This window comes from Roseateles chitinivorans, assembly GCF_050632235.1.
GTDB classification, from domain to species: domain Bacteria; phylum Pseudomonadota; class Gammaproteobacteria; order Burkholderiales; family Burkholderiaceae_C; genus Roseateles; species Roseateles chitinivorans_A.
The window spans coordinates 3,762,077-3,776,495 of the sequence record NZ_CP192584.1 but is presented as its reverse complement, the minus strand read 5'-3'; the positions used below and the strand labels follow the sequence as shown (position 1 = coordinate 3,776,495).

The window sequence follows — 14,419 nt, the reverse complement described above, 5'->3', positions numbered from 1 at the left end:
CGCGGACCGCTCCACCGTCATTCGTTGTCCGAGCGCGGCGCGCCAGGCCGAGACCTGCCGCGCCGCGGGATTCGTCGAAGGCGGAGTGCCGGCGCGAGCCGGCCCTCCTCCATTCAACACATCAACGCGTTTCGGTCGTGGCCACGTTCCAGCCGAACTTGACCGCGCCGCCCAGACCGCCCTTGGCGTCCTGAGCCTTGTACTCGAACTCGATGTCGGCGTAGGACACCGACACGCTTTCGCTGATCTCGCCGCCGGCCGAAGCGGACGGGGAGACGGCGGTCACGAGGACTTGCTTCAGGGTGACCTTCAGGAAGTCCTGCTGGCCTTCACCGGCCTTGCGGCAGGTCAGCACGGCCTGGTCGAAGTGCTTGCCCGAGGCGCAGGCCTTGGCCAGCACCGGGGAGGCCTTGTCGTAGTAGTGCGCGAACACGAAGTTGCCCGGAACGCCCTTGCCCTTGCCCGAACCGGTACCGGCGGCGGCGGTGCTTTCCTGACGCACGTCCCACGACCAGGCCAGCAGGTCGATCTCGCCCTTGTGGTCCTTGTGGGTGGATTCGCCTTCGACTCCGGCGAACTTCAGATTGGCGTCGATCGTCATGGTCGGTTTCTCCTAGATGAACTCTGTGAAAACAGTCTCCGCCTCGACGCTGACCGCGACGGAGACCAGGGATATCGGACCTGGAAAGGTCCGGATGGCGGGGTGCCTCGAAAGTCCAGAACGCGCCTTCGGAGGCGCTCCCTTCAACACGTCGCGCGTCATCGCGCGCGATTCTCAAATTCTTGTGATCTTTCTCGACGTGGCGGCCTGCCGGGATGAACGCGCCGCGTCCATCCCGACCGGACGCTCACTTGCCCTTCTGCGACGGCAGCGTCGAGACCAGACGCAGCGACACGGTCAGGCCTTCGAGCTGGTAATGCGGACGCAGGAAGAATTTCGACGAGTAGTAGCCGGGGTTGCCCGGGATCTCCTCGACGACCACTTCCGCGGACGCCAGCGGCTTCTGCGACTTCGTCGTCTCCGACGAGTTCGCCGGATCGCCGTCGACGTAGTTCATGATCCACTTGTTCAGCCACTTCTCCATGTCGCCGCGCTCCTTGAAGGAGCCGACCTTGTCGCGCACGATGCACTTCAGGTAATGGGCGAAACGGTTGCAGGCGAACAGGTAGGGCAGGCGCGCGGCCAGGTTGGCGTTGGCGGTGGCGTCCGGATCGTCGTACTCGGCCGGCTTCTGCAGCGACTGGGCGCCGATGAACGCGGCGAAGTCCGAGTTCTTGCGGTGCACCAGCGGCATGAAGCCGTTCTTGGCCAGCTCGGCCTCGCGGCGGTCGCTGATCGCGATCTCCGTCGGGCACTTCATCGCCACGCCGCCCTCGTCGGTCGGGAAGGTGTGGGCCGGCAGGCCTTCGACCGCGCCGCCCGCTTCCACGCCGCGGATGCGGGTGCACCAGCCGTAGGTCTTGAACGAGCGGTTGATGTTGGTCGCCATCGCGTAGGCCGAGTTGGCCCACGTGTACTTGGCATGTTCACCGCCGCCGGTCTCTTCCTCGAAGTTGAATTCCTCGACGGGATTCGTCTTCGAGCCGTAAGGCAGGCGTGCCAGGAAACGCGGCATGGCCAGGCCGATGTAGCGCGCGTCGTCGGACTCGCGCAGCGACTTCCAGGCGGCGTATTCCGGCGTGCTGAAGATCTTGGTCAGGTCGCGCGGGTTCGCGAGTTCCTGCCACGAGCCCATCTGCATCAGCGACGGGTTCACCGCGGCGATGAAGGGCGAGTGCGCGGCGGCCGCGACCTTGGCGATCTCGCCCAGCAGCTCGACGTCCGGCGGGCTGTGGTCGAAGTAGTAGTCGCCCACGATGGAGCCGAAGGGCTCGCCGCCGAACTGGCCGAATTCCTCTTCGTAGACACGCTTGAAGATCGGGCTCTGATCCCAGGCCGTGCCCTTGTAGCGCTTGAGCGTCTTGCCGAGGTCGTTCTTCGAGATGCTCATCACGCGGATCTTGAGCTGCTCGTCGGTCTCGGTGTTGTTGACCAGGTAGTGCAGGCCGCGCCAGGCCGATTCCAGCTGCTGGAAGTCGGCGTGGTGCAGGATCGCGTTGACCTGCTCCGACAGCTTCTTGTCGATCTCGGCGATCATGGCCTCGATCGAAACGATGACATCGCTGCCGATCAGCGTGGTCTGCGACAGCGCCTGCTGCGCCAGCGTCAGCACCGCCTGCTCGACGGCGGACTTGGCCTCGTCGGTCTTGGGCTTGAATTCCTTGTTCAGCAGCGAGGCGAACTCGCCGCCTTCGTACTCGATGCCCTGCAGTGAAGGCGCTGATTGCGCGAGGGTCTCATCGGCCATGGTGGGTGCTCCGTGGGGTCCGTCGGGTTCTGGAAAGCGTGTCTGACAACGTCGGTGCCGCGCTTACTGCGCGCCGCCGTCGGCCGGCTTCTGGGCCGTGGCCAGGGACTTCAGCAGCGCCTCGTCCTTGACGACCTTGGCGATCAGCTGCTCGGCGCCGGCCTTGCCGTCCATGTAGGTGATCAGGTTGGCGAGCTGCTGGCGCGCCTCGAGCAGCTGCTTGAGGCCGTCGACCTTGCGCGCGACCGCGGCCGGCGAGAAGTCGTCCATCGACTCGAAGGTCAGGTCCACCATCAGGTTGCCTTCGCCGGTCAGCGTGTTGGGCACGGCGAACGAGACGCGCGGCTTCATGGCCTTCATGCGGGCGTCGAAGTTGTCGACGTCGAAGTCCAGGAACTTGCGGTCCGACACCGGCGGCAGCGGCTCCGTGGGCTTGCCCGACAGGTCCGACAGCACGCCCATCACGAAGGGCAGCTGCACCTTCTTCTCGGCGCCGTAGAGCTCGACGTCGTACTCGATCTGCACGCGCGGGGCGCGATTCCTGGCGATGAACTTCTGGCTGCTGGTGGCCATGGGGTGCTCCTTGAAGCGGGGATCGGGTGAAAGGGGTGACGTTGAAGAACGGCGTCGATGTCGGTCGATGTCGGGGGGCCGGGCGCTACTCGCTGGTCGTGCCGGCAAGCTTCTCGATCTCGTGCACGCCCTCGGGGTTGAGGTCGCGCATGATCTCCAGGAAGCTCTTGCTCATCAGCCGCTGCGCGCGGCGGATCAGCAGAGGCGCGGGATTGCTGGGCTCGTGGCGCTCGATCCAATCGCAGACGCGTTGCAGCGCACGGACGGCATCGTCGCGGCTGGCGATCGTGCCGGGCGCGGCCACCGCGCCGACGGCCATGCCGCCGACACCCGCGGCCGGCACGCCGGTCGCGTCGTCCATCGCGGCCGCGGCATCGCCGCCGCCCTGCCCCTGCAGCTGTCCGGCAGCCGCGGCGAGCGGCTTGAACAGACGCAGCAGCGGCGAGAAATCAGGGCCTTGTCCGCTGCCGAGCGGCGACTCGATGGCCGCGACGATGCCTTGCACCGTCGGCAGTGCGTCGTGCAGCCGGGCGGCGAAGGCGGGATCGTTGGCGGCCTGCGCCGTCAGCCCGGCCATCAGGCCTTCAGGCGACGGCACCGACTCTTCGCCCATCGGATCGGCATTGCCCAGCGCGAGTTCCACGTCACGGACGCGGGGACCGCCGCGCTGCCCGGTCAGGCTGGCAGCGCGCAGGTCGGCGATGCCGGCCATCACGCTGGTCAGCGGCTGCAGCGCGTTCATGCGCATGGTCGGGTCGTCATGATCGGAGGCATCCAGCTGCGGATGCACATGCGCCCACTGCTGCTCCAGCAGGCCGCGGATCAGCGCCAGACCGTCGAGGGCGGCGCCGAGACCCTGCAGGCGCGCGCCGGCCCTAACCAGCCACACGGCGACGCGCAGGTCGCGCGTCCGGCGGGCCAGCGCCAGGGCCTGCTCCTGCACGGCGTGCCAGTCCGGTTCCTCGGCCGGGATGATGGTGTCGCCGAACTGCTGCTCGGGCTTGCCCGCGCCGGCAGCTTCCAGGGCGAGGAAGGCGGCGTCGTACTCCAGGTCGGCGCCGCACGGGGCGTCGTCCTGCAGGGGGCAAGTAGGGATTCGAGGTCGAGGTCAGCCATCGCGTCGGAGGCAGCAAAACGGTTGCATGCCATGGACTCTATTGACGCCTGTAACCGAGCGCAGTGGTCGAAAGTCACTTTGGCCCTTCTGGGGGGCGCCCAGGCTAGGGATTGCGAGCGTCGCCAAGTCAAGACGGCGCCGCTGCCGATCGCCGCGAGACACCTCTTCCGAGGTACAGGGATGAATGCCACCCGTCAGCAACATTAACAATGTGTTTCGGTGCGGGACAAGAACATCGCGGGCCACCCATACTCCGGCCCGCAAGACCTGTCCCCTCCGTGAGGGACAGGCTCATCACGAGCCTGACGCCATGCCCAAGAAGATCCCGACGGCCCCGTTGCCGATGTCCCCGCAGCAGACGCCGGCGCTGGTCGCGCCGCTGCCTCCAGACGCCGACCGTCGACGCCTGCTCGGCTACGCCGGGGCGGGCGCGCTCGCCGTCACGCTGTCGGCTTGCGGCGGCGGTGGTTCGGACGCGTCGGCCGCGCCGGCTGGCCCCGCCGCGGGACCGCCACCCTCGTCGTCGACCCCTCCGGCTTCGTCACCGCCAGCGGCCACCCCTCCGGCGTCGTCGCCTCCCGCATCCTCGCCGCCCGCCTCGTCGCCCCCGGCCTCTCCTCCCGCGTCGCCACCACCCGCGTCGCCACCACCCGCATCGCCGCCCCCCCAGCAGCGCCGCCGCCGGCCTCGTCGCCGCCGGCGTCACCTCCTCCTCCTCCTCCTCCTCCTCCCCCGCCGCCGCCGCCTCCAGCGCCGCCACCGCCAGCGCCGCCCATGGTCAAGCGCGGCATCGCCTACGACCTCGCGGACGCGGCCGACTTCAACGCACTGTCCGGCGGCAGTGTGGGCTGGTGGTACAACTGGGCGCTCCAGCCCGACGCGAACGTCCGCTCGAACCCCTCCATCGCCGGCACGATGGAACACGTGCCCATGGTCTGGACCACCCGGGGCCTGAAAGTCGCCGAGACAATCGCCGCCTTGAAGGCACGCCCCACGGTGACGAACCTGTTGGTGATCAACGAGCCCAACCTCACCGACCAGGCCAACCTCACGCCTGCGGAAGCCGCCGCGCAATGGCCCTTGCTCGAGAACATCGCGCGCCAGACCGGCGTGAAGCTCATCGGCCCGGCGCTCAACTGGGGCACGATGCCAGGGTACGAGGATCCCGTCATCTGGATGGACGCCTTCCTGGCTGCCTATCGCGGCGCCAACGGCGGTCGGGATCCACAGATCGACGCTCTCGCGTTCCACTGGTACGACTATGGCCTGGACTACCACCTGGACCGGCTCAAGAAGTACGGCAAGCCGTTCTGGGTGACCGAGATGGCCAACTGGCACAGCCAACCCGACGGCGCACAGGTCTACACCAGCGACAAGCAGAAGGTGGAGATGGCGAACATGGTCGCCATCTGCGAATCGCGCAGCGACGTGCTCCGCTACTCGTGGTTCATCGGCCGCATGTCGCCCGATCCGCACTTCACGAGCCTGTTCGGCGCGTCCGGCGTGCTGACCGACGTCGGCAAGCAGTACAAGAACCTGCCCAAGGCCTGACGGCCGGCCTGACTGCCGGCCGGCAGGCGGTTGCGATCAACGCAGCGCGGCGATGAGCGCCGCCTGCGCGGCGCGATGTCTTTCCAGGCCATCGGCGCCACGCCCGTCGGCGGCGGCGAGCACCGCCTGCACGTCCACCACGGGGGCCACGGCCACGGCGGTCAGTCGCCGCACCACCGCTGGCGACAGACCGTCGCAGGCGATCGCCCCGTACAGACGTCCGAGCAGACGCGCGACCTCTTCCAGCGCCGCCCCCTCCTCCAGCACCCGCGCCGGCTCGAGCACCGTCACCTCGGCGCCCAGTTCGAGCACCAGCTGCTGGAACAGCACCGCGCCCGGCGCGCGCTCATCCCCGCACAGCAACCCCATCCGGAGGCCCAGCAAGGGCTGGGACGTCGTACGCAAGGACGGGTCGGGCTGCGGCATGGTCGGACGCGTGGCGCGAGAGGAGGAGATCGGCGGCATGGTGACGGCGGTGGGCGCGCGAGGCCGCGCCGGGCGGTGAGCTGCGCAGCGTAGTCAGCTTCCGGCAATACGCGTTGATCGATGTCAACACGCAGGCCATCCCGCTTCCGGGATCGCCGCCGCGCCGACGGGGTTTGACGAGCCGTTACTGAACCGTCACCGAGGGTTCACCGACTGTTGCTGACCGATGTCAAGGATTGGTGCTGCCGTTGCGCGCCGTTTCTAGCATCCCCAGCAATCCCTCCAACCACGAGTTCATCATGCACAGCGCCATCGCCCTCGCCTCCCCTCCGAGCGACCTCTCCCGCGACCGCCTGCGCGATGCCCTGGCCGGCCGCCCGCGCATTGCGCCCTCCGCGAACCTGCCGCCTCGCGAAAGCCCGCTCTCCCTGTCGCCCACGATCGTCGCCGGCACCACGCCAGGCCTGATCGCGCCCGACCTCCGTCCGCAGGCGCGGCCGCCGCTGCACGTGACCGTCGCGGAGCCGCGCGTCGTCTCGCGCGATCCGCAACAGCGCATGCTCGAGGTGATGCGGACCATCCGCGACATCATCCAGCCGGCCGCCAAGGTCGTGCGCGCCGGCGACATGATCTTCCGCGCCGCGCAGTCGTTCAACACCGTCTACCTGATCAATGCCGGCGCCTTCAAGCTGGTGAGCCGCAGCCTGGACGGCCGCGAGCAGATCGTGAGCCTGAAGTTCCGCGGCGACTGGCTGGGCTTCAGCGGCATCGCGCACGGCCGCCATCCCTGCGACGCCGTGGCGATGGACACCGGCAACATCTCGATCATTCCTTACGACCAGCTGCTGCAGGCCTGTGCGCGGCATCCAGAGATGATGGCCGTGGTCCACGAAGGCATGAGCGCCGAGATCACCCATGAACGGCAGTCGCTGATGTCGGTCTGCACGCTGGCCTCGCTGGCACGCGTGGCGGAGTTCCTCTGCGCCTGGGCGCGCAGCATGCACCAGCGCGGCCTGCGCGCCGACGAACTCACCTTGCGGATGACGCGCGCCGACCTCGGCAACTACCTAGGCATGACCCTCGAGACGGTGAGCCGCTGCCTGTCCAAGCTCAACCGCGAGGGCCTGATCCTCTTCGGCGAACGCGGCCGCCGCCAGATCTCGATCCCCAGCCGCGAACGCCTCGAGCAGTTCGTGATCGGCGGCTCGATGGCGCGGGGGAAGCTGGCGACGGCGGCGTGAGCCGCCGACACAGACCGGCGCCGACAAACGCTCAGCGGTTCAGCGCCTTCCCGATCGCCCTCGCCAGGGCGGCGCGCTCATAGGGCTTGGGCAGCAACTCCCAGTCCAGCGCGTTGTCCGGTCCGGACGACAGCAGTTCCGCCGAGAACCCCGACATCAGCAGGACGGCGACGTCAGGCCAAGCCTGGTGGACGGTCGACGCCAGTTCGGTGCCGCGCATGCCGGCGCCCAGGGCGATGTCGCTCAGCAGCAGATGCGGCAGATGCGGCAGCGGGCCGCCGCCGGCGGGATCCTCCAGATCGCGCAGATGCCGCAGGGCCTCTTCCCCGCTGGCACAGGCCGTGACGCTGCAGCCGAGGTCGGTCAGATAGCGCCGCGCCACGGCGCGCACTTCCCCGTCATCCTCGACCAGCAGCACCCGCAGCCCCGGCGGCACTGCCGCCGCCGTCGCATCGTGCTCGGCGGCATCACGCGGCACGGCCGGCGGCTGGGGCAGGATCAAGGACAAGGTCGTCCCGTGACCGGGCGTGCTGTCGATGCCGACCGCGCCCTGCGACTGCCGGGCGAAACCGTAGACGGTGCTCAGCCCCAGGCCCGTGCCGCGGCCGGCCTGCTTGGTCGTGAAGAAGGGCTCGAAGGCGCGCTCCTTGACGTCCTCCGGCATCCCCGTGCCGCTGTCGGAGATGGCGATGCGGACATACCGTGTCGCGTCGCCCCCTGGACCCGCGGGCGCCGGGGGTCCTCGTCCAGCGCCAGCTCGCGACTCAGTGCCGGTGGGATGGCGCTCAGCGGTCCGGCCTCGAACACCAGTTCCCCGCCCTCGGGCATCGCGTCGCGCGCATTGATGGCGATGTTCAGCAGCGCGGATTCCAGCTGCGCCGGATCGGCCTGCACATCGGGGCAATCGGGCGCCACCTCGATGCGGATGCGGATGCGCTGGTCGAGCGTGCGGCGCAGCATGTCGGCCAGCGAGCGCATCATCGCACCCACGTCGACGCTCGCAGGCTGCAATCGCTGACGACGCGAGAACGCCAGCAGCTTGCCCGTCAGTTCCGCGCCGCGGCGCGACGCCCGCGTCGCCGCCGCGACCAGCTGCGGCGCGAAGCCGTCCTCGGTCACCGCCGGCAGCTCGGTCAGCACCTGCAGGTTGCCCTGGATGACGGTCAGCAGGTTGTTGAAATCGTGCGCGATGCCGCCGGTCAACTGTCCGACCGCCTCCAGCCGCTGGGAGTGATGCAGCGCCTCCTCGGTCTGCGCCCGCTGCAGGCAGGTGCCGAGCAGGTTCGCGACCGACTCCAGGAAGCGCACTTCCGCATCGCCGAAACGCTGCGGCTGCCGCGATCGCACAGCCAGCGTGCCCACGGGCCGTCCCCGATCGGACAACGGGACCGCCAGCGCGGAGACCAGGCCGGCCTGCCGGTAGGCCTCGGGCACGGCGAACCGCGACTCGCTGCCGTAGTCCTCGACCACGACCGGCGCGCCCTGCGCGAGCACGAAGCCCTGTGGCGTGCCGGGTCGGTTGGGCACGGTCGTGCCGAGGCGCTCGCCGTCCAGCAGGCCGACACCCCCGGCCAGACGCAGCTCGGTGCGGCCCGGCTCGAGCAGGTACACCACCGCCAGATCCGCCTCCAGCGCCTGGGCGGCGATCGACGGCACCTGGCGCAGCACCTCCTGGGGATCGAGCGAGTCGACGGCGATCTTGCCCAACTGGGCCAGATGCTCGCTGTAGCGCGCCCGCTGCAAGGCCTGGCGCACGCGCGGGTACTCGGCAACGCTGCGGATCGAGGCCATCGTGTACGGCAGCCCGAGCGGCTGAAGCGGACTCAGGGCGATCTCCACCAGCACTTCCGATCCGTCACGTCGACGCGCGACCAGCTCGGTGGCCGTGCCGCCCATGGGCCGCGATCTCGGCGCGCCCTCGTAGGCGTGCCGGTACGCGGCGTGGCGCGGGCGGATGCTGTCGGGCACCAGCATCTCCACGGAGGCACCGATCAACGCCTCGTTCGGATACCCCAGCAGCTGGCTGGCCGTCGGATTCGCGAGCCGGATCAGCCCCTGGTCGTCGACGAGCAGCAAACCGTCCGGCGAGGCGGCGAACAGCGCGCGGAAGATCGCGGATTCGTCGAGACCGGGCGCCCCGTCGCTCATGCCGGTGGTCAGGCGGAGAGCGTCGAGGTCACCCTCGGCGCAAACAGGTAGCCGGCGCCCCGCACCGACTTGATCCACTGGCCCTCGCCCGACTCGGCACCGAGCTTGCGACGCAGACGTCCGACCTGCACGTCGATCGTGCGATCGAACGGCCCCGACTCCCGGCCCCGGGTGTGTTCGAGCAGGAAATCCCGCGACAGCACACGCCCCGGATGCAGCAGGAAGATGTGGAGCAGGTCGAACTCGCCGGTCGTCAGCGCGACGTCCTCGCCGTCGGGCCCGGTCACGCGACGCGCGGGCACATCCACGGTCCAGCCCTCGAAATGGAGCCGCTCACGTCCGGCGGACAGGTCATGGACGATCTCGCCCGACGGTCCCCGCACGCCGAGCCCCGCCGCCGACGCGGCGCTGGCGGTCGTGTTCGCGCCCCCAGGGTGGGCTGGTGTGACGGCCGGCGCCGGTCCGGGCGCCAGCCGACGCAGCACGGCCTTCACCCGGGCGACGAGCTCGCGCAGGTCGAAGGGTTTGGTCACGTAATCGTCGGCACCGACCTCCAGCCCGACGACCTTGTCCACCGCGTCGCCGCGTCCGGTGACGATCACCAAGCCGCAGCGCCAGTGCTCGCGCAACTGGCGGGCGATGACGAAACCGTCCTCGCCCGGCAGGCCCAGGTCCAGCAGCACCAGCTCGGGTGGGTCGGCCGCCATCAGGTCCATCAGCGCGCGGCCCGTATGCAGCTGCGTCGTGCGGAAGCCGTGCGACGCCAGGTAGCCCGCCAGGAGCTGCGTGATGTCGGGCTCGTCGTCGAGGATCGCGACGTGGGCCGGCGCGGGCGCCTTGGCCGGCGCGTTCGTGGAAGGAAGGAGGTCGGGCGCGGTCATGAGTCCCGATTAGAGCGCGTCGGCGCGGATCAGCCGCTCCAGCGTGCGCGTCAGGCGATCCAGATCGATCGGCTTGACCATGTGCTCGTCGAAACCGCTGCTCAGCGCCTTGTCGCGATCCGAGGCCTGGCCGTAACCGGTCAGGGCGATCAGGCGCGGGGCGGCACTGCCGAGCTCGTGCTGGATCAGCGTGGCCAGCTGGTAGCCGTCGATGACCGGCATGCCGATGTCGAGCACCGCGGCGTCGAACCGGGACGCGCGCACCCGGTCCAGCGCTTCCTGCGGCAGCGTCGTCGTGACGACGTCGTAGCCGGCGTAACGCAGCGCCATGCCCAAGGTCTCGGCCGCGTCGCGGTTGTCGTCCACCACCAGCACCCGCCCCTGCACCGGCGGCAGCGTGTCCAAGGCCTCCGTGGCCGGTCCCGGCAATGGCGGCACGGCATGGATCTCCGCCGGCAGCGTCACGCGGAAGGTCGCCCCCTGCCCCGGTCCGGCGCTGAACACCGCCACCTGGCCATGATGCATCTCGACCAGCTGCTTCACGATCGCCAGGCCGATGCCCAGCCCGCCTTTGGAACGGTCCAGGGTCGTCGACCCCTGCTCGAACAGTTCGAAGACGCGGGGCAGCATGTCCGCATCGATGCCGGCGCCGTTGTCCTGCACCTCGATCACCAGCGCATCGCCGACGGCGCGCGCCGCGACACGGATCTCCCCGTTCGTCGGCGTGTACTTGGCGGCATTGCTCAGCAGGTTGACGACGACCTGCCGCAGCCGGGCCCGATCGCCCACCAGCCGCAGTTCCGGTCCGACGTCGCAGGCCACCCGCAGCAGGTGGTTGCGCTCCTCGAGCAGCGGGCTCACGCCTTCGATCGCGTCGGTCAGCAGGAACGGGACGTCCACCGGCTCGCGCGACAGCTCGATCTTCCCCCGCGTGATGCGGGTGATGTCCAGCAGGTCGTCGACCAGCTTGGAGAGGTGGCCGACCTGGCGTTCGATGATCTCGTGCTCGCGCGACAGCTGGCCCGTCTGCAGCCGGATCAGGTGCAGCGCGGTGGAGATCGGCGCCAGCGGGTTGCGCAGCTCGTGGCCGAGCATGGCGAGGAACTCGTCCTTCGCGCTCGCGGCGCGCTCGCGCTCATGGTCCAGCCGGGCCGCGTGCAGGCCGGTCGACGCCAGCGTCGCCGCGGCGCGCATGAAGGCGCTCTGGTGGGGCGACGGGAAGTCCGGCCGGGACGAGCCGAACCACAGGCTGCCCGCCCGCCCCGCCGGCCCCAGGTAGAGCCGCACCACGCGCAGGGTGCCCAGCGGCGACTCCAGGGCCGTCGCGCTGTCCGCGGTGTCCGGCATCTGGCGGCAGGCGATGATGAAGTCGGTCCAGGCCTCCTGCGACACGCGCACGCCGCCCAGTTGCAGGACCGTCGCCGGCGGCGCATCCGGTACCAGCGGCGCATGCAGCAGGCAGACCGCCGTGCCGACGATCCGGTTCACCGCCTCGGTCGTGAGCTGCAGGACAGTGGCGGCGTCGCGGCCGACCCAGAGGGCCGGCAGTGCGAGCAGGCCCATCAGGTCGCGCAGCGCCTGGTCGGCGGCGGACGGTTCTCGTTCTCGGGACATCGTGGTCATTCGGCCAGCCGGTGTCGTGCCGGCACTGGAAGCGCCACCGGGGCGGACCAGCCGCGACGTCGCCCGGTGGCTCGGCGCGCGGACAGTTCGCGCAGCATCTCGGCCGGCGGCGTGAAGAACGGATTCTCTCGCAGCACGCCACCGATCATCGTCAGCGGATGCGTGCGAAGCAGGTCCATCATGGTGGCGCCGTCGAGCGGCGCGAGGTCGTAGACGCAGATCGCCAGGCGGCGATTCACGTCGAGGACACCGTTCAGGCGCGCCTCGTACTCCAGCAGGTCGAGCCGGTCGAGTCCATGACGGACGGCCCATCCCATCTGCGTCATGACGCGCAGCCCCGTGAAGCCGTCCAGTTCGTTGCCTTGCGCCGCCGTGGCCTGCGCCATGGCGGCAAGCAAGCTTTCCACGTCGATCGCGCCGGGCGCCTGCGGCCAGGACCTCAGCGCCAATTGACCGCGGTGTTCGCACGCCGCCACATCGATCCCGGCGCCACCCAGCCGCGCCCGGTGCTCGTCCAGGCCACCGGGTTCGATCAGGTGCAGGCTGCGTTCGTTGTTCTGTTCCGCTTCCCGATAGAACGGCGCCAGCACCTGGCACGCCTCCTCACGGCTGTCGAAAAAGGCGCAAATATGGAAATGAGGGGTGATCACTGCTCTCTCGCACCGCCCGAGGCGTCTGGGGCCTTCGGACGTCCTCCGTCCCGAGTTGGATCGGCCAGTCAACTGGCTCTTGAGGGTCGATCGGTGGATGTTAGCTGTGAAGCGGGGGGCCGGAGGCATCCGCGAGGGGTTACACCCGGTTCCGGGCTGCCACCGCCACCGGTCGCCGTGCGATTCACCTGTCCGTGGCCGATTCGACATATCAGCCCCCAGGCGGTCGGCATGTCGCGAATCAATATTTCAGGGCCATTGACGAACTGATCCGCCAATCAAAAGAAAATCCGTGACATCCAAGATGACCTCGTCAACGAAACCCTCATGGCAAGTTGTGGACGATCTGACAAACGGCGGATGGATCGAACCCTCAAGGAGTAAGTCGATGGTCGCATATTGGGCGCTTTGCCATCGCGGCAACGGCGGCGCTCAAGCATGGGCACCCAGCGCGTGGCGTTCGCCCGCGTGTTGATCGCAAACCGCCGCGCAGGCGCGGCAAGCCAGCGCGCAACGCCGGCAATGCGCATGCTGATGCTTCTCGCACTCGTCGGCGCAGGCGCGGCACAGATGCGCACACAGCGCACAGAAGTCGCCATGGTGCTCGGATTCCCGGGAGAGCGCCCCGATCGTGGCCTCGCAGATGGCCGCGCAGTCCAGATCGAGCAGCGCGCAAGCCTCCAGCAGGCGATCCCCAGAGCGGATGCAGGCGTTGGCGCACTGGCGTGTTGCGAGCAAGGCTTCCGCGCAAGCCTTCATGCAGGGTTCCAGATCTTCAATGGGGTGGGTCATCGCGACTCCTTGGCAAGGTGGCAGGAGCGCATCTACTGGCAACCACCACTCCCGCGACTCTTCTCCGTGTCTGGCGCGCAGGGCCGAAGCCCGCCCCGATATTCTGGATGCGGACAAAACTAGCAAATGATTGCTAGTTTATTTGCACAAATAAACCATCATTAGCAGTCGGCGCCAAAATGCTAGCAAGGGCATGTCATTGCTAGACCCCGAGACAGGAAACGAAACTGGGCACCATAGAAAAACAGCCCGACGGGGTTTTCCTTGAACTTCCAAACCCATCCCCGACGATTCCAGTCAGCGAATATTGATAGTACCGGCGGCTGGAAACTCTCGTTCGCGGCACTTGCACTGATCTGCTTGCATGCCCAGGCGTGCGGCGGCCCTGCGGCGTCGGCCAGTGGGGAACGCCAAATCGCCGCGGCGACCTCCGCCAGCGGGCCCCCCGCCACGAACCTCGTCCGTTGGGGGTCTGCGATGGATGATTTCCTGGGCGGGGCCCTCTCCGCAGACCCGTCGATCGAACGTGCCCGCGCCTCGATCGCCGCCGCCGAGGAGGGCGTTACCGCCGCGAAGTGGCAGTTCGGCCCATCGCCGAGCCTGTCCCGGCAACTGGCCGCCGGCACGAGTCGGTATGTCAATGTCCTGAGCGTCCAGCAGCCTCTCTACACCGGCGGATTGCTCTCTGCCAACCTGAATGCCGCGCGGACCACCCTGCGCAGCAGCGAGCTCGAGTTGCGGGCCGCGCAACGTCAGTTGAAGCTCCGGATCGTCCAGACCTGGGCCGACTGGGCCAAGGCCCATGGCCGCATCGACCGTCTGGAGGCGCTACGCGCGGAGCATCAGCAATTGCTGGAGATGATCCGCCGGCGCACCCAGGCGGGTGCAGCCACCAATGCCGATGCCGCGCTGGCGGCGTCCCGCCTGAGCGCCGTGCAGGCCGAACTGGCCCAGGCACAGCTTGAGGAAGCCTTGCAACGCGACCGGCTGCAACGCCTGGCGCGCCGCCCCGTCGACACCTCGCTGCGCGCGATCCTGGACGGCGACCTCCCCCGCCGCCGACCTTGAA

14 protein-coding genes are annotated in these 14,419 nt (G+C 68.9%); 3 read left to right on the top strand and 11 right to left on the bottom strand.

Going from position 1 to position 14,419, the window contains the following annotated elements; translation table 11 throughout:
- Positions 1 to 121: 121 nt before the first annotated feature.
- The 4 genes from ACQ859_RS17330 to tssA form a co-directional block, all read right to left on the bottom strand.
- Entirely contained in the window at positions 122 to 601 is a 480-nt protein-coding gene (locus tag ACQ859_RS17330) for an Hcp family type VI secretion system effector (protein ID WP_431261955.1), read from the bottom strand.
- Between the two features lie 247 nt (positions 602 to 848).
- The gene (gene tssC / locus ACQ859_RS17325) at positions 849 to 2,348 is read right to left on the bottom strand and encodes a type VI secretion system contractile sheath large subunit (RefSeq protein WP_431261954.1); all 1,500 of its coding nucleotides are present in this window, start codon (positions 2,346 to 2,348) and stop codon (positions 849 to 851) included.
- 63 nt (positions 2,349 to 2,411) lie between these two features.
- A complete protein-coding gene (gene tssB, locus ACQ859_RS17320) occupies positions 2,412 to 2,921 on the bottom strand; it encodes a type VI secretion system contractile sheath small subunit (RefSeq protein WP_067271509.1) in 510 nt (169 codons plus the stop codon).
- 85 nt (positions 2,922 to 3,006) lie between these two features.
- Positions 3,007 to 4,002: a type VI secretion system protein TssA gene (gene tssA, locus ACQ859_RS17315; protein WP_431266581.1), complete on the bottom strand. Its 996-nt coding sequence runs from the start codon at positions 4,000 to 4,002 to the stop codon at positions 3,007 to 3,009.
- 810 nt (positions 4,003 to 4,812) lie between these two features.
- Here tssA and ACQ859_RS17310 point away from each other — a divergent pair.
- Positions 4,813 to 5,589, top strand: coding sequence for a glycosyl hydrolase (locus ACQ859_RS17310; protein ID WP_431261953.1), 777 nt, complete (start codon positions 4,813 to 4,815; stop codon positions 5,587 to 5,589).
- A 36-nt stretch (positions 5,590 to 5,625) separates the two neighbouring features.
- Here the strand turns inward: ACQ859_RS17310 and ACQ859_RS17305 are convergent, their stop codons facing one another.
- Entirely contained in the window at positions 5,626 to 6,015 is a 390-nt protein-coding gene (locus tag ACQ859_RS17305) for a hypothetical protein (RefSeq protein ID WP_431261952.1), read from the bottom strand.
- A gap of 248 nt (positions 6,016 to 6,263) precedes the next feature.
- Between ACQ859_RS17305 and ACQ859_RS17300 the strand changes: the two genes are divergently transcribed.
- The gene (locus tag ACQ859_RS17300) at positions 6,264 to 7,256 is read left to right on the top strand and encodes a Crp/Fnr family transcriptional regulator (RefSeq protein WP_431261951.1); all 993 of its coding nucleotides are present in this window, start codon (positions 6,264 to 6,266) and stop codon (positions 7,254 to 7,256) included.
- Between the two features lie 31 nt (positions 7,257 to 7,287).
- Here ACQ859_RS17300 and ACQ859_RS17295 read toward each other — a convergent pair whose 3' ends face one another.
- The 6 genes from ACQ859_RS17295 to ACQ859_RS17270 form a co-directional block, all read right to left on the bottom strand.
- Positions 7,288 to 7,920 carry a response regulator gene (locus ACQ859_RS17295; protein WP_431261950.1) on the bottom strand — a complete coding sequence of 211 codons (633 nt, stop codon included), beginning with the start codon at positions 7,918 to 7,920 and terminating at the stop codon, positions 7,288 to 7,290.
- Entirely contained in the window at positions 7,839 to 9,404 is a 1,566-nt protein-coding gene (locus ACQ859_RS17290) for a PAS domain-containing sensor histidine kinase (RefSeq protein WP_431261949.1), read from the bottom strand. The genes ACQ859_RS17295 and ACQ859_RS17290 overlap by 82 nt, the downstream gene beginning before the upstream one ends.
- 8 nt (positions 9,405 to 9,412) lie before the next feature.
- Positions 9,413 to 10,285: a response regulator transcription factor gene (locus ACQ859_RS17285; RefSeq protein WP_431261948.1), complete on the bottom strand. Its 873-nt coding sequence runs from the start codon at positions 10,283 to 10,285 to the stop codon at positions 9,413 to 9,415.
- Between the two features lie 9 nt (positions 10,286 to 10,294).
- A complete protein-coding gene (locus ACQ859_RS17280) occupies positions 10,295 to 11,899 on the bottom strand; it encodes a hybrid sensor histidine kinase/response regulator (protein WP_431261947.1) in 1,605 nt (534 codons plus the stop codon).
- 5 nt (positions 11,900 to 11,904) lie between these two features.
- Complete coding sequence (locus ACQ859_RS17275) at positions 11,905 to 12,687, bottom strand: MEDS domain-containing protein (protein WP_431261946.1); 783 nt, start codon at positions 12,685 to 12,687, stop codon at positions 11,905 to 11,907.
- A gap of 303 nt (positions 12,688 to 12,990) precedes the next feature.
- Positions 12,991 to 13,350 carry a four-helix bundle copper-binding protein gene (locus ACQ859_RS17270; RefSeq protein WP_431261945.1) on the bottom strand — a complete coding sequence of 120 codons (360 nt, stop codon included), beginning with the start codon at positions 13,348 to 13,350 and terminating at the stop codon, positions 12,991 to 12,993.
- A gap of 477 nt (positions 13,351 to 13,827) precedes the next feature.
- On the opposite strand from ACQ859_RS17270, the gene ACQ859_RS17265 reads away from it, so the two are divergent.
- Entirely contained in the window at positions 13,828 to 14,418 is a 591-nt protein-coding gene (locus ACQ859_RS17265; protein ID WP_431261944.1) for a TolC family protein, read from the top strand.
- Position 14,419 lies beyond the last annotated feature (1 nt).